This window comes from Microbacterium sp., assembly GCF_047606685.1.
In the GTDB taxonomy this organism is placed as follows: Bacteria; Actinomycetota; Actinomycetes; order Actinomycetales; family Microbacteriaceae; genus Microbacterium.
The window spans coordinates 1-19,590 of the sequence record NZ_JASGEC010000065.1 but is presented as its reverse complement, the minus strand read 5'-3'; the positions used below and the strand labels follow the sequence as shown (position 1 = coordinate 19,590).

Here is a 19,590-nt window from a genome sequence, read left to right as displayed (position 1 = left end):
GTACGGAATCTAGAGGGTGGGCTCGGGCGCACAGGGTGGGCTCGGCGATCCGGGAGGGGGAGAGGGGGAGAGGGGGAGGGGGATTTGGGGGAGGGGGACGGGGGACGTATAGTGGGGATGCCGAAGACCGCCGGTCATCGTCGTGCGCGCTAGCGAATGGCGATCGAAGCTACTGCTGAGCAGGGGCCTGCGCAGGTGACACGAACAGCTGTTCAGCTCCGTGCGCTTGCGCCGGAGCTTTTTCTTTGCAGCCCCGGAGTCGAAGGCGGCGCCCGCACCGCGGAGCGTCTCGCACAATCAAGGAGTGGCCATGGCGCAAAAGGACGCAACGGTTGCCGAGCTCACGAAGAACTTCGAGGACTCGACTGCCGTTCTGCTGACCGAGTACCGCGGTCTGACGGTTGCCCAGCTCAAAGAGCTGCGCAACAGCATTCGTCAGGACGCGGATTACGCCGTGGTGAAGAACACGCTGACCAAGATCGCGGCGAACAACGCCGGGATCGACTCGCTGGACGACGACCTGAAGGGTCCGTCGGCCATCGCGTTCGTGCACGGCGACCCGGTCGCCGTCGCAAAGGGTCTGCGTGCCTTCGCCAAGGCACACCCTCTTCTCGTGATCAAGGGCGGCTACTTCGATGGCGCCCCCCTGAGCGCGGAAGAGGTAGGCAAGCTCGCCGACCTCGAGAGCCGTGAAGTCCTGCTGGCGAAGCTCGCCGGCGCCTTCAAGGCCTCGCTGTTCCAGGCGGCATATGTCTTCAACGCCCCGCTGTCGAAGGCCGTCCGCACGGTCGACGCGTTGCGTGAGAAGCAGGAGTCCGCGGCCTGAACCGGTCCGCGGCAGACACACCCCGAATCAAGGAGAAAGAAATGGCAAAGCTCAGCACCGACGAGCTGCTCGACGCGTTCAAGGAGCTCTCGCTCATTGAGCTCAGCGAGTTCGTGAAGAAGTTCGAGGAGACCTTCGAGGTCACCGCCGCCGCCCCCGTCGCCGTCGCCGCTGGCGCGCCGGCCGCCGGTGGCGCCGGTGGCGAGGCCGCCGCCGAGGAGGAGAAGGACTCGTTCGATGTCATCCTCGAGGCCGCCGGCGACAAGAAGATCCAGGTCATCAAGGTCGTCCGCGAGCTCACCTCGCTCGGCCTCGGCGAGGCCAAGGCCGTCGTCGACGCCGCTCCGAAGCCCGTGCTCGAGGGCGCGAACAAGGAGACCGCCGAGAAGGCGAAGGCGTCCCTCGAGGAAGCCGGCGCGACCGTCACCCTCAAGTAAGACCGAGCGGATGCCGCAGCGCGGCGTTTCGCACGAGAGCCCCGAGGGCGCGCCCTCGGGGCTCTCGTGCGCCCGCCACCCTTCGAGCGGGCGTCTTGAAGACGTTGTCCTCGGTGCTTATGTTTAACGGTGGAAGCGATTTCGCGCCGATCGCCGTCTGGCTCGGCACGTTGCCCGACTCAACGATGAAGGGGAAACGAATGAACGCCCACACCCATGTCCGCGCCGCAGCCGCAACGGCGGCGCTCGTGACCACAGCAGCCCTCATCGCCGGATGTTCCGGCGGCGGAGGCGGCGGCAGCACCGAGAGCAGTGGCGGCGGAGGCGACCTTGCCGGGACCACCCTCAACGTCGTCGCCGCCTGGTCCGGGGCCGAGCAGGAGAACTTCGAGGCGGTGCTGAAGAAGTTCACCGACGACACCGGCGCAAAAGTGAACTACACGAGCTTCGGCGACAATGGCCCCACGTTCATCCAGGGCCAGATCGAGGGCGGCACGCCGCCCAACGTCGCGGTCATCGGCCAGCCGGCGCTCATGCAGTCGCTCGCCGAGAGCGGCGACATCAAGCCTGTCAGCGACGATGTGCGCACCGCCGTCGAAGCGAACTACTCGCAGAGCTGGATCGACCTCGGCACCGTCGGCGACGAGTTGTACGGGGTGTGGTTCAAGGCCGCGAACAAGTCCACGGTCTGGTACAACAACGACATCTACAGCGAGGCTGGCGCGACCGTTCCCGAGGACTGGGACGGGTTCATGGACCAGTTGCAGCTGGTCCAGGACTCCGGGTACTCCGGGATCTCGGTCGGCGCGGATGTCGGTTGGCCCTTGACCGACTGGTTCGAGAACGTGTACCTCCGCACCGCCGGCGCGGACAAGTACGACCAGCTCACCAAGCACGAGATTCCGTGGACCGACGCATCGGTGAAGGAGGCTCTGACGGTGCTCGGCGAGCTGTGGAGCAGCGACGTGCTGCAGCCAGGTGGCGCGCAGCGCACCTTCCCCGACAGCGTGACCGCGGTGTTCGGCGCGAACCCCGAGGCCGGCACCGTGTACGAGGGCGACTTCGTGGCGGGGAACATCACGGCCGACGGCAACTCGGTGGTCGGCGAGAACGCGCTGTTCTACGACTTCCCGGCGATCAACGGCTCCGCCCCCGCGGTCGTCGGCGGCGGTGACGTCGCCGTGCAGTTCACCGACGACGAGGCGACCAACGCGCTCATGGCCTACCTCGCCTCGCCGGAGTCGGCGGAGGTGTGGGTGCCCAAGGGGGGTCTGACATCGCCCAACAACGGGGTGGACACCGCGCTCTATCCGGACGATGTGTCGCGGCAGATTGCCGAGGCGCTCACCAGCGCCGAGACGTTCCGCTTCGACATGTCCGATCTGACGCCGAGCGCCTTCGGCGGCACCCAGGGGCAGGGGTTCTGGCAGGAGATGATCACCTTCTACGAGAAGCCCGGAGACATCGAGGGCACGATGAAGCGGCTCGAGAAGGCCGCTGCCGCCGCCTACTGAGCACGCGGCCGTGACCGTTCTCGCCGAGGCGGCGGACACGTCGGCCGTCCCCGGCGGCGGGCCCAGAGCTCGTCGCCGGGGGGATGGCCGGCTGCGCCGCACCGTCCTGCTCGCGTCCTTCCTGGCGCCCGCGCTCGTGGTTCTGGGCGCTCTCGTGGTTTACCCGATCGTGTACACGGTGATCCGCTCGTTCTACAGCACGGCGGGGGACGAGTTCGTCGGCTTCGAGAACTACGTCACGATGTTCACGAACGAAACGACGTTCACCGCGATCCGCAACAACCTCATGTGGGTGATCGTGGCCCCGATCACGTGCACGATCCTCGGCCTGATCTTCGCCGTGCTGCTCGAGAAGCTGAAGTGGAAGACCGCGTTCAAGCTGATCATCTTCATGCCGATGGCGATCTCGATGCTCGCCGCGGGAGTCATTTTCCGCGGCATGTTCCAGGAAGACCCCAACCTCGGGGTCGTCAACGCGACCGTGGTGGGCATCAACAACCTGTTCTCCGACGAGGCGGGCTACCCGGGCGCGCGGCCCCGCGACGGGTTCGGGGTCATCGCCGACGGGGGCGTCATCGCGAGCGAGGGCGAGCTGCGCGCCGGCGACTCGCAGAACTTCCCGCTCACCGGCATCCGTCAGTCGAACCTGCCTGACGACGCCGCCCAGGCCGTCCAGCCGCCGGCGCCCGGCGGCGACCAGATCACCGGAACGGTGTTCCTCGACGTCGTCAGCGGTGGCGGGGGGACGAACGGAGAAATCCAGGATGGCAAGAGCGGTCTGCCGGGGATCCGCGTCGAGGCGGTCGCCCCCGACGGCTCGGTGCGCGGGTATGCGACCACGGGCGCCGGCGGAGAGTTCGTCATCGAGGGGCTGGATGCGGGCGAGGGCTATCGCGTGGCGCTGCCGGCGACCAACTTCACGGAGGGCTTCCAGGGTGTCTCGTGGCTCGGGCCGGCGCTCATCAACGCCGTCATCATCCTGTCGTACGTCTGGATCTGGGCCGGGTTCGCGATGGTCATGATCGCCTCCGGCCTGTCGGCGATGGACCGTTCGCTGCAGGAGGCGTCGCGCATCGACGGTGCCAACGAGTGGCAGGTGTTCACTCGGATCACGGCCCCGTTGCTCTCGCCCGTGCTGGTCGTCGTGTTCGTGACGCTCGTCATCAACGTGCTGAAGATCTTCGACCTCGTCTACGTGATACCGCCCGGCCAATCCAAGCCGGCGGCGAACGTCATCGCCGTCGAGATGTGGACGGTGTCGTTCGGCGGCGGCAACAACCAGGGACTCGGCTCGGCACTCGCGATCCTGCTGCTGATCCTCGTGCTGCCCTCGATGATCATCAACGTCCGTCGGTTCCGTGAGGAGCGCAGCCGATGACCGCGTCCGACCTCGCCATTGTCCGCGGCAAGAAGACCGTCGGCCAGCGTATTCTCGGCGTGCTCAGCTCGAGCGTCGTCAACATCGTGCTGATGGTCGTCGCCCTGTTCTGGCTCATCCCGAGCATCGGCTTGTTCGTCACGTCGTTGCGCACGGCGGGCGACAGCTCGTCGTCGGGATGGTGGACGGTGTTCACGAAACCGGCCGAGCTGACGCTGGAGAACTACGCCAACTTGCTCTCCAACCCGACCATCACCGGGTCGTTCTGGAACACGATCGTGATCGCCGTTCCCAGCACCGTGTTGGTTGTGCTGATCGGCGGGATCGCCGCGCACGCGTTCGCGTGGATGGCCTTCCCCGGCCGGGACTGGCTGCTCATCTGCGTGATCGTGCTGCTCGCGGTGCCGATTCAGGTCGCGCTGATCCCGCTCGCGCGGCTGTTCGGCGCGCTCGGGATCTTCGGCACGGTGATCGGCGTCATCCTGTTCCACGTCGCCTTCGGGCTGCCGTTCGCCATCTTCCTGCTGCGGAACTTCTTCACGCAGGTGCCCGCCGAACTGCTCGAGGCCGCTCGCATCGACGGCGCGGGGGAGTGGCGCATCTTCCTGCAGGTCATCCTTCCGCTGGGCCTGCCGGCGGTCGCGTCGCTCGCGATCTTCCAGTTCCTGTGGACGTGGAACGACATGCTCGTGGCGCTCATCTTCACGAACTCGGAGTCGCAGCCGCTGACGGTGGCCATCCAGTCACAACTGCGCCAGTTCGGCGCGAACATCGACGTGCTCTCGTCGGGCGCGTTCCTGTCGATGATCGTGCCGCTGATCGTGTTCTTCGCCTTCCAGCGCTATTTCGTGCAGGCGCTGATGGCTGGCTCGCAGAAGTGAGTCGCGTGCCCGGATCGATCCGGGGATGCCGCATGCCGGGTCAGCCCGCGCAGCCGAGGCTCCGCTGCATCCCCCTCATCGCGTCGATCTCCGCCGACTGGGTGGCCTTCATCGCGCCGGCCACCTCGAGCACGCGGGGCTGGCTGCCCCGCTCGAGGACCGCGGCGACCATGCTGATCGCGCCCTCGTGGTGGCGGACCATGAGGCGCAGGAACAGGCAGTCCCCCTCGGCGCTGCCGGCGGGGGCCGCGCGCAGGGCGGACAGCTCGGCATCCGTGGCCATGCCCATCGCCTCGCGCAGCTCGGCGTCGGTCATCGCCTCGCCGTGCCCGGCGTGCTCCGACATCCACAACATCGGCGGATCGCCCGCCTGGGGCAGCCCCCAGCCCACGAGCCACTCGTACATCTGGCCCGACTGGGCGGCCTGGCCGGTCGCGATGTCGTACGCCAGCGCGCGCAACTCGTCGTCGGCCGTGGATCGGTAGGCCGTCATCGCCATCTCCACGGCCTGGGCGTGGTGCGTCTGCATGTCGCGGGCGAATCCGGCGTCCGCCGCGTTCGCGGCCTCGGCGGGCGCGGTGCTGCCGCCCGTGTCGAAGGCGGTGAAGCGGCCGATGCCGAACGCCAACGCCGCCGCGGCGAGCACCGCGACCGCGACCAGCAGCCAGCGTGGCGGGTCGGCCGGGGCGCCGGCCATCAGCTCTGCTTGCCCGGACCGTCGATCGCGCCCGTGCACGACGACGTCGGCTCGGGCACGTTCTGGCTGCGCCAATACTCCTCGAAGAACTGCGGGATGCGCGCGTCGCTGGCCGAGTCGAGCTTGAGCTGCGCGTTCCACGCGCTGAGCACGATCGGCGAGTCCAGGCCCTCGTACGGCGACAGGATGACGTAGGTCGACGGCAGCTGGGCGCGCAGCTCAGCGAGCTGGTCGCCATCCACCTTCGCCGCGTCGTACGTCACCCACACCGCGCCGTGCTCGAGCGAGTGCGTGGCGTACTCGTTCTGCTGCGGCTCGGTGTAGATGCCGCAGTTGAGCCAGTACGGGTTGTGCGGTCCGCCGGCCGGCGGGCTCTGCGGGTAGTCGACGGCTTCCTGGGTGTGCTCGGAGACGTTCTCGAACGTCTCCACACCTTCGATGACGGCGCCCGTGCTGTCGTGCTCGGTGTATTCGGCCGCCGGGGCCGGCTTGGGGGCGAAGACGAAGGATGCCACCACCACCGCTGCTATGACGATCGCCGCCGCGACGCCGACCGTCCACCACACGAGCTTGCTGCGCCGGCGGCGGGCCAGCTGCCGCTGGTACTCGGCGAGCTTCTCCTGCTTCTTCGCCTCGCGCTGCTGCTTGACGGTGTGGGCGATCTCGGCCTGCGTGGCCGGGTTGCCGCTCGCGCGCTGCTCGGCGGAGGGCTGCCGTTTCGGTGTCATCGTTCTCCCGGGGCTCCGCCAACCAGCCTACGGGAGCCCGCCGACGGCGCAGCGGCTACCGTGGAGGTGTGCGATTTGCCAAGACCGTCATCGACCTCGTGGGCGACACCCCTCTCGTGCGCCTCAACCGTGTGACCGAGGGCGTGGCCGCCACCGTGCTCGTCAAAGTCGAGTACCTCAACCCGGGCGGGTCGAGCAAAGACCGCATCGCCGAGCGCATCATCGACGCCGCCGAGGCGTCGGGAGAACTGGGGCCCGGCGGCACGATCGTCGAGCCGACGAGCGGCAACACGGGCGTCGGCCTCGCTCTGGTCGCGCAGCAGCGCGGCTACCGCTGCGTGTTCGTGCTGCCCGACAAGGTCGGCCAGGACAAGATCGACGTGCTCACCGCGTACGGCGCGGAGGTCGTGGTGACGCCGACGTCGGTGCCGGCCGACTCGCCGGAGTCGTACTACAGCGTGAGCGACCGCCTCGCCCGCGAGATCCCGGGAGCGTTCAAGCCGAACCAGTACGAGAACCCGAACGGGCCGCGCAGCCACTACGAGACCACGGGGCCCGAGATCTGGCGCGACACCGACGGGCGCGTCACGCACTTCGTCGCCGGCGTCGGCACCGGCGGCACGATCTCGGGCACCGGTCGATACTTGCGCGAAGTATCGGACGACGCGGTGCGCATCGTCGGCGTCGACCCCGAGGGCAGCGTGTACAGCGGGGGGTCGGGCCGGCCGTACCTCGTCGAGGGCGTGGGCGAGGACATCTGGCCGGGCGCGTACGACCCCGCCGTGCCGCACGAGATCGTGGCGGTCGGCGACGCGGAGTCGTTCGCGATGACCCGCCGCCTCGCCCGCGAGGAGGGTCTGCTCGTCGGCGGCTCGAGCGGAATGGCGGTCGCCGGAGCGCTGCGGGTCGCACGCGAGCTGCCGGCATCGGCCGTCGTGGTCGTGCTGCTGCCCGACGGCGGCCGCGGCTACCTCGGCAAGATCTTCAACGACCAGTGGATGCGCGCGTACGGCTTCATCGGCTCGGACGACCGCGAGACGGTGGCGGATGTCGTGGCCACCCGGGCCACCGGCATCCCGGAACTCGTCCACGCGACGCCCACCGACACGGTGCTCGACGCGATCACGCTCATGCGGCAGTTCGGCGTCTCGCAGCTGCTCGTGCTGGCGGCCGCGCCGCCGGTCGTGATGGGCGAGGTCGTCGGCTCGATCGACGAGAAGGGCCTGCTCGACAAGGTCTTCCGCGGCGAGGCGAAGACGACGGATGCCGTTTCGCTGCACGTGGACGGGCTGTTGCCGCTCATCGGCGTGCACGACTCCGTGGCACGCGCGCGAGACGCGCTGGCGACCGCCGACGCGCTGCTGGTGACGCGCGACGGCAAGCCGCACACGGTCGTGACCCGGCAAGACCTGCTGGCCTACCTCTCCCGCTGACCCCCGCGGCGTCACACACGCGCCGCGGACCCCGTGGTCGGCTTAGGCTCGTCTGGTGAGCACTCAGCACGACGACACCCCGCAGCACTTCGACACTCTCGCCATCCATGCAGGGCAAGAGTTCGATCCGACCACCGGCGCGATCATCCCGCCGATCTACCAGACCTCGACGTTCGTGCAAGACGGCATCGGCGGATTCCGCGGCGGCTACGAGTACAACCGGTCGGGCAACCCGACGCGCACGTCGCTGGAGACGCAGCTGGCAGCCCTCGAGGGCGGCGCGCACGCGCGCTCGTTCTCGTCGGGCCTAGCCGCAGAGGACGCGCTGCTGCGGGCGGCGTTGAAGCCGGGCGACCACATCGTCATCGGCAACGACGTGTACGGCGGCACGTACCGGCTGCTCACGCGCATCTTCGGCCCGTGGGGCATCGAGACGACCACGGCCGAGCTCGGCGACCTCGACGCGGTGCGGGCGGCGATGCGGCCGTCCACCCGGATCGTCTGGGTCGAGACGCCCAGCAACCCGCTGCTGAAGATCACGGATGTCGCCGCTCTCGCCGAGCTCGCGCACGGCGCGGGCGCGACGCTCGTGGTGGACAACACGTTCGCCACCCCTGCGCTGCAGCGCCCGTTCGAGCTCGGCGCCGATGTCGTCGTGCACTCGACGACGAAGTACCTCGGCGGGCACTCCGACGTGCTCGGCGGGGCAGTGGTGCTGCGCGACGACGCGCTGCTTGAGGCGGTCGGGTTCCAGCAGTTCGCCGTCGGCGCCGTGTCGGCCCCGCTGGACGCGTGGCTCACGACCCGCGGCATCAAGACCCTCGGGGTTCGGATGCAGCGGCACTCGGAGAACGCGCAGGCGGTCGCCGAGTGGGCGGCCGGGCGGGCGGAGTTCGAGGCCGTGTACTATCCGGGGCTCTCGTCGCATCCCGGCCACGACCTCGCCGCGCGGCAGATGACAGGCTTCGGCGGCATGGTGTCGGTGGGGCTCGCCGCCGGGCCTGCCGCGGCGCGCGCGTACGCCGAGTCGACCCGCGTGTTCCAGCTCGCCGAGTCGCTGGGCGGTGTCGAGTCGCTCATCGGCTACCCGCCGGACATGACCCACGCGTCGGTGCGCGGCACCGCGCTCGCGGTGCCCGAGAACGTGGTGCGGCTCTCGGTGGGGATCGAGGATGCCGGCGACCTCGTCGCCGACCTCGAGGCGGCGCTGGGGCGCATCGCCCGCTGAGCCAGGACACATCGCACGCGAAGCGGGCGTCCAGACAACGCTGTTACACTGATTCGAAACGATTCGATTTCACGCTGCGACGACCCATGACCACCACCGCCCCCATCTCCCGGCCGCCGGAGACCGAGCCTGCCGCGCGCATCGCGCCGACGCGGCCCATCGAGGTCGAGCCGGCGATCACGCGTGCGATGGACGCCGTCGAGGCGGGGATGACGGACTCCGGCCGCATCCGGCTGCCCGGATCGCCGACCGGCGCCATCCGCACCCTCGGCTCCAACCCGGCCACCGCGCCGGTCATGCTGCACCCCGGCGACGCCATCCCGGCCGGCCGCCGGGTGCTCTACATCATCCTGCTCGGTGCGCTGACCGCGCTCGGCCCGTTCACGATCGATCTGTACCTGCCGGCGTTCCCGGTGCTCGAGGCCGACTTCAACACGACGGCCGCGGCGATCCAGCTGACGTTGACGGGCACCATGATCGGCTTCGCGCTCGGCCAGCTGATCGTCGGGCCGCTGTCCGACAAGGTGGGCCGCCGCATCCCGCTGCTCGCAGTCACCGTCCTGCACGTCGTGGCCAGCCTCCTCGCGGCGTTCGCGCCGACGCTCGACCTGCTGATGGTGGCGCGTGTGCTGATGGGCGCGGGCGCCGCGGCCGGCGGCGTCGTCGCCGCGGCGATCGTGCGCGACCTATTCGGCGGGCGCCGCCTGGTCGTGATGCTGTCGCGCCTCGCGCTCGTCTCGGGCGCCGCCCCCGTGATCGCGCCGCTGCTCGGCTCGGCGCTGCTGCTGGTGATGCCGTGGCGCGGCATCTTCGTCGTGCTGTCCGCCTACAGCGTCGTCATGCTGGCGATGGTCGCCGTGTTCATCCCCGAGACCCTGCCGCGCGAGCGCCGGCAGGAGAAGGGCAGCACCACGGTGTGGCAGCGCTACCGCGCCGTGTTCAGCGATCGCGTGTTCGTCGGTGTCATCCTCATCGGCGCGATGAGCTTCAGCGGACTGTTCTCGTACCTGTCGGCCTCGCCGTTCTTGTTCCAGCAGAGCTACCAGCTCGACGCGCAGCAGTACGGCGTGCTGTTCGCGGTCAACTCGCTCGGCCTCGTGGCGGGCGTGCAGGCCGCGTCGCGGCTGGCCGCGCGCTTCGGCCCGCAGTGGGTGCTCGCGTTCTCGACGGCCGTGCTCGTCGCGGCCGGCTCGGCGATCGCCGTCGCCGACCAGCTCGGCCTCGGACTGTGGGGCACGCTCGTGCCGCTGTTCGTGTTCATGACGGCGTGCGGTTTCACGATGCCGTGCGTGCAGGTGCTCGCGCTCGACCGCCACGGCAAGGCCGCGGGCACCGCGGCGTCGATCATCGGGGCCGCGAACTTCGGTGTCGCGGGGCTCATCACGCCGGTCGTCGGCTGGGTTTCGCACGAGGCGGGCATCACCGCCACCACGATGGCGACCGTCATGATCGGATGCGCCGTGCTCGGCGTCGTGGCGCTGTGGGCGATCGTGCGCCCGCGCTCGGTGGCGATGCTCACGCCGTGACACGAACGCCTCTGGGAGGATAGGCGGATGCCGGGTGCCCGCGCGTTCGTCCGCCCCCTGTGGGTCGGGCTCGTCTTGCTCGCGGCCGCGGTCGCGCTCGGGGTGTGGGTCCACGGCGGCCCGCTCGGCATCGACCGCGCGACGCAGGAGTTCTTCGTCTCGGTCCGAGGACCGGCGCTGGAGAGCATCGCCTTCGCGCTGAACTGGGTCGGCGGCGGCTGGTTCGCGGTGTACGCCGTGCCCCTGCTCGGCGCGGCCCTGTTGGCGTTGCGGCGCAGATTCTGGGCCGCGGGCTACTTCGTCGCGGCGCTCGCGGTGAGCGCCCTGTTCGTGCAGATCGTCAAGCATGTGTTCGGCCGCGTGCGGCCCGACGACATGATCGTCGTGTCGGACTTCGGTTCATTCCCGTCGGGGCATACGGCCAACGCGGCGACGATGGCCGTCGTGCTCGCGGTGCTGTTCCCGCGCGTGTGGGTCGCGGTGGCCGGCGCGGCCTGGATGGCGCTGATGGCGATGTCGCGCATGCTCCTGGGCGCGCACTGGCTGACAGACACCGTCGCCGGCGCGCTGCTTGGAGCGTCGGCTGCGTTGCTCGTGGCCGCGGCGATGCTGCGCCCGCTGGCGGCCGAGGCCCGACGCGCGTCCGCGCCTGACGGCGGTGCCGCGCGTGGATAGGCTGTGCCCATGACCGACGACGCCGAACTCGCCCGACTGCGCGCGGAGGCCGAGCTCGCAGAAGCACAGCTCAAGGCGGCCCAGGCGAAGGCGGCGCTGGCCGCCGCCGAGGCGGCAGCATCCACCGCCGCATCCCCTGCCCCTGTCCCAGCCGACCCGGCCCCCGCCCCTTCCCCAGATCAGGGGATTTCGCCGACTCAGGACGATTCTGCGTCAAAACCTCCTGAGCCCGCCGAATCTCCTGATCTGGGTAAAACTGCCGGCCCGCTCGACGCCGACGAAGTGGCCAAGATCGTCGCGGGCTACACCTTCGAGGCCGAGACCCTCGACCTCGGCGCCCTCGTCAACACCGACCCCGTGCCCGAGGCGCAAATTCGCATCCCGCTCGCGATGACCAACCGCCATGGCCTCGTCGCCGGCGCCACCGGCACCGGCAAGACCCGCACGCTGCAGGGCCTGGCCGAGCAGCTCGCCGCGAAGGGCGTGCCCGTGTTCGCGGCCGACATCAAGGGCGACCTGTCGGGCGTTGCCACCCCGGGCGAGCCGAACGAGAAGCTCCTGGCCCGCACGAAGGCCATCGGCCAGGACTGGAAGCCCGAGGCATCCGTCACCGAGTACTTCGCCCTCGGCGGCATCGGCAAGGGCGTGCCGGTGCGCGCGACCGTCAGCGGGTTCGGCCCGCTGCTGCTGAGCAAGGTGCTGGGGCTCAACGAGACGCAGGAGTCGAGCCTCGGCCTCGTGTTCCACTACGCCGACGAGAACGGGCTCGCCCTCGTCGACCTGTCCGACCTGCGCGCGGTGCTCAGCTACCTCACGAGCGACGAGGGCAAGGGCGAGCTGAAAGAGCTCGGCGGCCTGTCGGCGGCGACGGCCGGCGTCATCCTGCGCGAGCTGATCACGTTCGCGGATGCCGGGGCCGACGTGTTCTTCGGCGAGCCCGAGTTCGAGGTCGCCGACTTCCTGCGCACCGCGCCGGACGGACGCGGCATCGTCTCGCTGCTGGAGGTGCCGGGCGTGGCCGACAAGCCGGCGCTGTTCTCCACGTTCCTCATGTACCTGCTGGCGGAGCTGTTCGAGCTGCTTCCCGAAGTCGGCGACCTCGACAAACCCAAGCTCGTGTTCTTCTTCGACGAGGCGCACTTGCTGTTCAAGGATGCGTCGAAGGACTTCCTCGCCGCGATCACGCAGACCGTGCGGCTCATCCGGTCCAAGGGCGTCGGCGTGTTCTTCGTCACCCAGACGCCGAAGGACGTGCCGGGCGACGTGCTCGCCCAGCTCGGCTCGCGCGTGCAGCACGCGCTGCGCGCGTTCACGCCCGACGACGCCAAGGCACTGCGCGCCACCGTCGGCACGTACCCGAAGTCGGGCTACGACCTCGAGCGCGTGCTGCAAGAGCTCGGCACGGGCGAGGCGATCGTCACGGTGATGAGCGAGAAGGGCGCGCCGACGCCCGTCGCGTGGACCCGGCTGCGCGCGCCGCAGGGCCTCATGTCGCCGACGCCCGACCCGGCGATCGTCGCCGCCGTGAACGCGTCGCCGCTACTGGCCAAGTACGGCACGGCGATCGACCGCGAGTCGGCGCGCGAGATCCTCACCGCGAAGATGAACGCGGCGGAGGCCGCGGCCGCGGCGGAGCGGGAGGCGCTCGAGAAGGCGAAGGCGGATGCCGAGTACGCCAAACAGCAGGCCGCGATCGACAAGGCGAAGGCCGCCGCCGACAAGAAGGCGCAGGCCGAGTACGAGCGGCTGCTGCGCAAGACGGCAGGCACCTCGCGCACGCGCTCGACGCGCACGCCGAAGTCGCCGGTGGAGAGCGTGCTCAACTCGCGCACGACGCAGACGATCCTGACCGGCGTGATCCGGGGGCTGTTCGGCAACGGCCGGCGCTGACCGCTCGGCGCGTTTCGGCGCGGCGTAGCATCGGAGCATGGCCACCAGGGCGCCGAAGGCGGACATCGACGAGTCGAAGGTCCGCGCCACGGGGCGCAAGAAGGTCGCCGTCGGCGTGCCGGCGGTGCTGCACGCGCTCGAGATCTCGTACGAGCAGATGGGCGTCACGCGCAGCATCCAGACCCTCCTCCGCGTCAATCAGAAGGACGGCTTCGACTGCCCTGGCTGCGCGTGGCCGGAGGAAGAGCGCCGCCACATCGCCGAGTTCTGCGAGAACGGCGCGAAGGCGGTCGCCGAGGAGGCGACGCTGCGGCGCGTCGGCCCCGAGTTCTTCGGCGCGCACCCGGTCGCCGAGTTGCGAGAGCACGACGACTGGTGGCTCGGGCAGCAGGGGCGGCTGACGCATCCCGTGATCCTCGACGAGGGAGCGACGCACTATCGGCCGATCTCGTGGGACGACGCGCTGCGCGAGATCGCGGACGCGCTCCGCGGCCTCGACGACCCCGACGAGGCGACCTTCTACACGTCGGGCCGCACGTCGAACGAGGCCGCGTTCCTGTACCAGCTGCTCGTGCGAGGGCTCGGCACGAACAACCTGCCCGACTGCTCGAACATGTGCCACGAGTCATCCGGCTCCGCCCTCACCGAGACGCTCGGCATCGGCAAGGGCACGGTGTCGATCGACGACGTGCACAACGCGTCGCTGCTCATCGTGGCGGGGCAGAACCCGGGCACCAACCATCCGCGCATGCTCAGCGCGCTGGAGAAGGCCAAGCGGAACGGCGCGACGATCATCGCCGTGAACCCACTGCCCGAGGCAGGGCTGGTGCGGTTCGAGAACCCGCAGACCGTGAGGGGCGTCATCCTCGGCGGCACGAAGATGGCCGACCAGTTCGTGCAGATCCGCCTCGGCGGCGACCAGGCGCTGTTCCAGGCGATCGGCAAGCATCTGCTGGAGGCCGAGGAGCGCGACGGGGGAGTCGTCGACCACGACTTCATCGCCGCGCACACGAGCGGATTCGAGGCGTACCGGCAGGCGATGAGGGATGTCGCGTGGAGCGACCTCGTCGCCGCGACCGGCGTGCCCGAGAAGACACTGCGCCGCGTGGCCGAGACCGTGCGCACGTCGCGGTCGACCATCGTGTGCTGGGCGATGGGGCTCACGCAGCACAAGCACTCGGTGCCGACGCTGCGCGACGTCGTCAACGTGCTGCTGCTGCAGGGCAACGTCGGCCGGCCGGGGGCGGGCGTGTGCCCGGTGCGCGGGCACTCCAACGTGCAGGGCGACCGCACGATGGGCATCTACGAGAAGCCGTCGGAGGCGTTCCTGGCTGCGCTGGACGCCGAGTTCGGCTTCACCGCGCCGCGCGCGCACGGGCACGACACTGTCGCCGCGATCCGCGCGATGCGCGACGGCGAGACTCGGTTCTTCATGGGGATGGGCGGCAACTTCGTCTCGGCGACGCCCGACACGCGGGTCGTCGAAGAGGCGATGCGGCGGGTGGGCCTGACCGTGCAGGTGTCGACCAAGCTCAACCGGTCGCACGTCGTGACCGGGCGGCGGGCCATCATCCTCCCCACCCTCGGGCGCACCGACCGCGACCGCCGGGCCGGCGCCGATGGCGTCGAGCACGAGCAGAAGGTCACGGTCGAGGACTCGATGAGCGCCGTGCACGCCTCGCGCGGCCGGCTCGCGCCGCCGGCGGACGACCTGCTCAGCGAAGTCGCGATCATCGCGCGGCTGTGCGCGCTGCTGTTCGGCGGCGCGGGGCGCCCTTCGGCAGGCTCAGGGACCGGAGTGCCGCGGGCCGACTGGGAGGCGCTCGAGGGCGACTACGCGCTCATCCGCCAGCACATCCAGAACGTGGTGCCGGGCTTCGACGGCTACGAGGCGAGGATCGACAAGGGCCGCACGCTGTTCCTGCCCAACGGCCCGCGCGACGCGCGGCGGTTCGCCACTGCGACGGGCAAGGCGATGTTCACGGCCAACCCGCTCGAGTACCCCTCTATCCCGCACGGCCGGCTGCTGCTGCAGACGCTGCGCTCGCACGACCAGTACAACACCACGATCTACGGCAAGGACGACCGCTACCGCGGCATCCACGGCGGCCGGCGCGTCGTGCTGGTCAACCCGGCAGACATCCACAAGCTCGGCTTCGCGGAGGATGAGATCGTCGACCTCGTCTCGGAGTGGCGCCGCCCCGACGGCGAGGTCGAGGAACGCCGGGCGGAGGAGTTCCGTGTCATCGCGTACGACACCCCGCGCGGCAACGCCGCCGCGTACTATCCGGAGACCAACGTGCTCGTGCCGCTGGACTCGGTCGCCGACGTGAGCGGCACCCCGACCTCGAAGTCGGTGATTGTGCGGCTCGAGCACCGCTGACGCGACGGGCGGGCTCAGCAGGGCGGAGCTGCGCCTCGCGCTACAGAAACCCGCAGTCGCGCCCGCGAATCACTGCGGCGACTGCGGGTTGCGATAGCGCGAGCGAGTCGCCCGGCGCGCCGCAGCGCGTCCGGCTGCGTAGGCTGAGGCAATGCCCGTCGCCGCCGTCGTGATCACCGTTTCAGACCGCGCCGCGGCCGGCGCGCGCGACGACGCGAGCGGCCCGGTCGCCGTCGCGGCGCTGCGCGAGGCGGGGTTCGCGTGCGACGATCCGGTGGTCGTATCCGACGGAGCCGACAGTGTCCAGGGCGCGCTGCGCGCCGCTCTCGCCGCGGGCGCTCGGCTCGTCGTGACCACCGGCGGCACGGGGATCGGCCCCCGCGACCGCACACCCGAGGGCACGGTGGCCGTGCTCGAGCGCGAGCTCCCGGGCATCGCCGAAGAGCTGCGTCGCCTCGGCGCCGCGCACAAGCCCGCGGGAATGCTGTCGCGCGGGCTCGCCGGAGTCGCGGGCGACGCGCTCGTGGTGAACCTCCCCGGCTCGCCGGGCGCCGTGGCATCCGGCATGCCTGTCGTCCTCTCGATCGCGCGCCACGTGATCGACCAGCTGGGCGGAGGCGACCACCCGTGACCGTGCGCCTGGCCGCGATCAGCGTCGAACCGCTCTCGCTCGACGCGCACGTCGCGCTCGTCGCCGATCCGGCGATGGGCGCCGAGACCGTGTTCGTGGGGCGAGTGCGCGACCACGACCCCGACGCTGCGGGCGCCGTCGTCGCGCTGGAGTACACCGCCCATCCCGACGTCGAGGCGACGCTGCGGCGGCTTGCGGCCGAGGCCGCCGGCGACACCGGCGCGCTCGTGGCCGTCAGTCACCGAGTCGGACGGCTGGATGTCGGCGAGCCCGCCGTCGTGATCGCGGTCGCCGCCGCCCACCGCGGCGACGCGTTCGCCGTGTGCCGCGCGCTCATCGAGGCGATCAAGACCGACCTGCCGATCTGGAAGCGCCAGGTCGAGGCCGACGGATCGACCGCGTGGAAGGGCCTCGGCGGGTAGGCGCGGCGCTCGACAGAGCGAGGGGTCAGCCGCCGGCGAACGGCGGCAGCACGTCGACCGTCTCGGCACCCGTCAACACGGCATTGTCGTCGCGCTGCGCGCCGTCGACGAGCACGGCGCAACGGGGCAGGATGCCGCGCAGCCCCGGGTGCTCGCTCACGAGCGCGGCACGCAGCGCGCCGAGCGTCGCCTCGTCGCGCGCCTCCTCCGCGCGGCCGACCGCCTCTTCGGCGGCCGCGAAGTAGCGCACCCGGGTCACGCCCGCTCCCACCCCGCGGCGAGCTCGGTGATCGCGGCGACCGCGACATCGGGCGAGCTGCCAGTGCGGCCCGCGACGAGCCCGGCGACATAGGCGCTGAACGGCGCGGCCGGTCGCGCCACACCCTTAGACACGTCGCGCGCGAGATCGAGGACCAGCGCGATCGGCACGTCGTCGCGGCTCAGCGCGAACCGCTCGCACAACGCGTCGGCCCACGCGTCGAGGGCTTCCGGGGGCAGATGCTCAGCCATCCATTCGCTCCTTCGCTCGCTTCAGATCCTCCCACGTGTCGATGTCGCGGGTCGCGTCGGGCGCGTCGACGACGGCGACGTTGAGACCTGCGACGAGCGCGCGCATCGACGCGTTGCGCCCGCGGTCGGGAAGAGTGGATGCGGTCTCCCGCAGCGCCGCCGTGCGGTACAGGCCGGTGAGCCACTGGGCGCGACCCGTCGCGTCGGCGAGGCACACCCCGCCGATGTCGGAGGGCAGGAGCATCATGTCGTGCACCAGCCGCGAGACGGCGGCGCCGACATCGGGGAGGTCGCATGCCAGCACGAGAGTCCACTCGGGCACGGCGGCCGCCGGTGCTCCGGGTGCTGAGTCGTCCCACGAATCGCGCCACGAGTCCAGGCCCGCGATGATGCCCGCGACGGGGCCGCCGAACGGGGGGTCCTCGGGGGCCCACGTCACCGGCAGCGTCGGGTCGAGCACGGGCGCTGCCACCGTGATCGGGTCGGCTCCGGCATCCCGCGCCGCGTCGACCGCGGCGTGCAGCAGGGTGCGCCCGCCGACCACGAAGAGCGGTTTGACGGCGCCGCCCACGCGTGAGCCCCGGCCGCCCGCGAGGAGGATCGCCCCGATGCTGGTCACAGCTCCGCGGGGCGCGTCCACGTTCCGGAGCGCCCGCCCTCTTTCGCGGTGACGCGCACGCTCTCGATCGAGGTCGACCGGTCGATGCCCTTCACCATGTCGACGACGGCGAGCGCCGCGACCGACACGGCTGTCAGCGCCTCCATCTCGACGCCCGTGCGGTCGGCGGTGCGGACGGTGGCCTCGATCTCGACGCCGTCGTCGACGATCGCGAGCTCCACGACGCAGCCGTGCACGCCGATCACGTGGGCGAGCGGCAGAAGGTCGGGCGTGCGCTTTGCGGCCTGGATTCCCGCGACCCGGGCGACGGCGAGCACGTCGCCCTTGGGCGCGGAGCCGTCGCGCAGGGCGGAGACGACCGACGGCGCGCAGCGCACGAATCCGCGTGCGGTCGCGGCGCGCACAGTCGGCTGCTTGGCCGTGACATCCACCATTCGCGCGTTGCCCGCGTCGTCGAGGTGCGAGAACGCCGTCATGAGATCAGCATGACATCCACGGGGTCGCCCGCGGCCACTTCGGCGACCTCGGCCGGAACGACGGCGTACGCTTCGGCGCGTGCCAGCCCGCCCGCCAAGTGCGATCCCGAGCCGCCCGCCGTCGCCGGGCGCACCGTCCAGCAGCCGGGGTCGCCGCGATCGATCGCGGCGGGAAGGTACTGGCGCCGCCCGGGCGGCGTGCGCCATCCGGATGCCGCGGGCAGCCGCAGCACGGGCCGCTGCAGCCGCTCGCGACCCTGGAGGGCGAGCAGCGCCGGTCGCACGAACACCTCGAACGACACCGCGGCGCTCACCGGGTTGCCGGGCAGCCCGAACAGCAGCGTCACGCGGTGTCCCGCCGCCAGCGCGCCGAAGCCCTGCGGCTTCCCTGGCTGCAGCGCGACCTTCGTGAACTCCATCGTGTCGGCGAGGGTCGTTCGGACCACCTCGTAGGCGCCCGCGCTGACGCCGCCCGAGAACACTACGGCGTCCACCCCCGACAGCCGCGCCATGAGCGCCGCGAGACCGTCGCCGTCGTCCGACACGACGGCGCGGTGCGCGACAACCGCCCCCGCGTCCTCGACGAGGCCCGCGAGCAGCGCGCTGTTGGACTCGGGGATCTGGCCGCGCTCGAGCGGCAGCCCGGGCGCGACGAGCTCCGACCCCGTCGAGACGACGGCCACGCGCGGACGCGGGCTCGCCACGACGTGCGGGATGCCGGCCGCCGCCGCGGCGGCGAGCTGCAGCGGGCCGAGCGCGACGCCCGCGGGCAGCATCTCGTCTCCGGCGACGGCGTCCTCGCCGCGCCGCCGGATGTGCGCGCCCGGCCGGGCCGGCGCGCACAGCACCGCGATCTCGCCCAGCGAGTGGGCCAGGCCGCCCACGGTGTCTTCGAACGGCACGATGGCGTCGGCCGCGGTCGGCACGGCGGCCCCGGTCATGATGCGCACCGCCTCGCCCGGCCCGATGGGCGGGTCCAGCGCGCTGCCGGCGGGCAGGTCTGCCACGACGCGGAGTGCCACGGGCGTGCCGCCGGCGGCGCCTGCGACATCCGCGAACCGCACGGCGAAGCCATCCATCGCGGAGTTGTCGAAGACTGGGATGTCGACCCCTGCCTGAAGCGGCGCGCGCAGCGTGCGCCCGCGCGCGGCGGCGAGGGCGACGAGCTCGGGATCGAGGGGGCGCACGTGCGCCAGGATGTGGTCGAGGTGCTCCTCGACGCAGCGCAGCTCGCTCACGCGTCGCCTCGCCACGCCGCGAGCCCGCCGACGAGCACGTCCGCCGCGATGCCGCGGGCGGCGAGCGCGTCGGCGGCGCGCGCGGCGCGGACGCCGTG

20 protein-coding genes are annotated in these 19,590 nt (G+C 71.1%); 13 read left to right on the top strand and 7 right to left on the bottom strand.

Annotated elements, in window-relative coordinates; genetic code table 11:
* The first annotated feature begins 310 nt into the window (after positions 1-310).
* From rplJ to QM611_RS08260, 5 genes are all read left to right on the top strand, one after another.
* Positions 311-826, top strand: coding sequence for a 50S ribosomal protein L10 (rplJ, locus tag QM611_RS08280; protein ID WP_415079437.1), 516 nt, complete (start codon positions 311-313; stop codon positions 824-826).
* A gap of 41 nt (positions 827-867) precedes the next feature.
* Entirely contained in the window at positions 868-1,263 is a 396-nt protein-coding gene (rplL, locus tag QM611_RS08275; RefSeq protein WP_415079436.1) for a 50S ribosomal protein L7/L12, read from the top strand.
* Between the two features lie 200 nt (positions 1,264-1,463).
* A complete protein-coding gene (locus QM611_RS08270; RefSeq protein ID WP_415079435.1) occupies positions 1,464-2,777 on the top strand; it encodes an ABC transporter substrate-binding protein in 1,314 nt (437 codons plus the stop codon).
* A gap of 10 nt (positions 2,778-2,787) precedes the next feature.
* Complete coding sequence (locus QM611_RS08265) at positions 2,788-4,155, top strand: ABC transporter permease subunit (RefSeq protein WP_415079434.1); 1,368 nt, start codon at positions 2,788-2,790, stop codon at positions 4,153-4,155.
* On the top strand, positions 4,152-5,036 hold the full coding sequence (locus tag QM611_RS08260; RefSeq protein WP_415079433.1) for a carbohydrate ABC transporter permease: 885 nt from the start codon (positions 4,152-4,154) through the stop codon (positions 5,034-5,036). The genes QM611_RS08265 and QM611_RS08260 overlap by 4 nt, the downstream gene beginning before the upstream one ends.
* Before the next feature lie 40 nt (positions 5,037-5,076).
* Here QM611_RS08260 and QM611_RS08255 read toward each other — a convergent pair whose 3' ends face one another.
* Entirely contained in the window at positions 5,077-5,733 is a 657-nt protein-coding gene (locus tag QM611_RS08255; protein ID WP_415079432.1) for a DUF305 domain-containing protein, read from the bottom strand.
* Positions 5,733-6,461, bottom strand: coding sequence for a DUF3105 domain-containing protein (locus QM611_RS08250; protein WP_415079431.1), 729 nt, complete (start codon positions 6,459-6,461; stop codon positions 5,733-5,735). The genes QM611_RS08255 and QM611_RS08250 overlap by 1 nt, the downstream gene beginning before the upstream one ends.
* A gap of 68 nt (positions 6,462-6,529) precedes the next feature.
* Between QM611_RS08250 and QM611_RS08245 the strand changes: the two genes are divergently transcribed.
* The 8 genes from QM611_RS08245 to QM611_RS08210 all read left to right on the top strand — a co-directional run bounded on the left by QM611_RS08245 (position 6,530) and on the right by QM611_RS08210 (position 16,649).
* Entirely contained in the window at positions 6,530-7,894 is a 1,365-nt protein-coding gene (locus QM611_RS08245) for a cystathionine beta-synthase (protein WP_415079430.1), read from the top strand.
* A gap of 55 nt (positions 7,895-7,949) precedes the next feature.
* Positions 7,950-9,122 carry a cystathionine gamma-synthase gene (locus QM611_RS08240; protein ID WP_415079429.1) on the top strand — a complete coding sequence of 391 codons (1,173 nt, stop codon included), beginning with the start codon at positions 7,950-7,952 and terminating at the stop codon, positions 9,120-9,122.
* 188 nt (positions 9,123-9,310) lie between these two features.
* Entirely contained in the window at positions 9,311-10,648 is a 1,338-nt protein-coding gene (locus QM611_RS08235) for a multidrug effflux MFS transporter (protein ID WP_415079438.1), read from the top strand.
* Positions 10,649-10,675: 27 nt separating this feature from the next.
* The gene (locus QM611_RS08230) at positions 10,676-11,323 is read left to right on the top strand and encodes a phosphatase PAP2 family protein (RefSeq protein WP_415079428.1); all 648 of its coding nucleotides are present in this window, start codon (positions 10,676-10,678) and stop codon (positions 11,321-11,323) included.
* 9 nt (positions 11,324-11,332) lie between these two features.
* Complete coding sequence (locus tag QM611_RS08225; RefSeq protein ID WP_415079427.1) at positions 11,333-13,213, top strand: helicase HerA-like domain-containing protein; 1,881 nt, start codon at positions 11,333-11,335, stop codon at positions 13,211-13,213.
* Positions 13,214-13,250: 37 nt separating this feature from the next.
* Positions 13,251-15,596 (top strand): FdhF/YdeP family oxidoreductase, encoded by a 2,346-nt coding sequence (locus QM611_RS08220; protein WP_415079426.1) that lies wholly within the window; start codon positions 13,251-13,253, stop codon positions 15,594-15,596.
* 151 nt (positions 15,597-15,747) lie between these two features.
* On the top strand, positions 15,748-16,227 hold the full coding sequence (locus tag QM611_RS08215) for a MogA/MoaB family molybdenum cofactor biosynthesis protein (protein WP_415079425.1): 480 nt from the start codon (positions 15,748-15,750) through the stop codon (positions 16,225-16,227).
* Positions 16,224-16,649 carry a molybdenum cofactor biosynthesis protein MoaE gene (locus QM611_RS08210; protein WP_415079424.1) on the top strand — a complete coding sequence of 142 codons (426 nt, stop codon included), beginning with the start codon at positions 16,224-16,226 and terminating at the stop codon, positions 16,647-16,649. Before QM611_RS08215 ends, QM611_RS08210 begins: the two co-directional genes overlap by 4 nt.
* Before the next feature lie 25 nt (positions 16,650-16,674).
* Here QM611_RS08210 and QM611_RS08205 read toward each other — a convergent pair whose 3' ends face one another.
* From QM611_RS08205 to glp, 5 genes are read right to left on the bottom strand one after another with little or no spacing between them, the layout of a single operon-like run.
* The gene (locus QM611_RS08205) at positions 16,675-16,908 is read right to left on the bottom strand and encodes a MoaD/ThiS family protein (protein WP_415079423.1); all 234 of its coding nucleotides are present in this window, start codon (positions 16,906-16,908) and stop codon (positions 16,675-16,677) included.
* Entirely contained in the window at positions 16,905-17,159 is a 255-nt protein-coding gene (locus tag QM611_RS08200) for a DUF6457 domain-containing protein (RefSeq protein ID WP_415079422.1), read from the bottom strand. The genes QM611_RS08205 and QM611_RS08200 overlap by 4 nt, the downstream gene beginning before the upstream one ends.
* Positions 17,152-17,778, bottom strand: a complete 627-nt coding sequence (locus QM611_RS08195; protein WP_415079421.1) for a molybdenum cofactor guanylyltransferase — start codon at positions 17,776-17,778, stop codon at positions 17,152-17,154. Before QM611_RS08195 ends, QM611_RS08200 begins: the two co-directional genes overlap by 8 nt.
* The gene (moaC, locus tag QM611_RS08190) at positions 17,775-18,254 is read right to left on the bottom strand and encodes a cyclic pyranopterin monophosphate synthase MoaC (protein WP_415079420.1); all 480 of its coding nucleotides are present in this window, start codon (positions 18,252-18,254) and stop codon (positions 17,775-17,777) included. Before moaC ends, QM611_RS08195 begins: the two co-directional genes overlap by 4 nt.
* Positions 18,251-19,492 (bottom strand): gephyrin-like molybdotransferase Glp, encoded by a 1,242-nt coding sequence (gene glp, locus QM611_RS08185; protein WP_415079419.1) that lies wholly within the window; start codon positions 19,490-19,492, stop codon positions 18,251-18,253. The genes moaC and glp overlap by 4 nt, the downstream gene beginning before the upstream one ends.
* Positions 19,493-19,590: the final 98 nt, after the last annotated feature.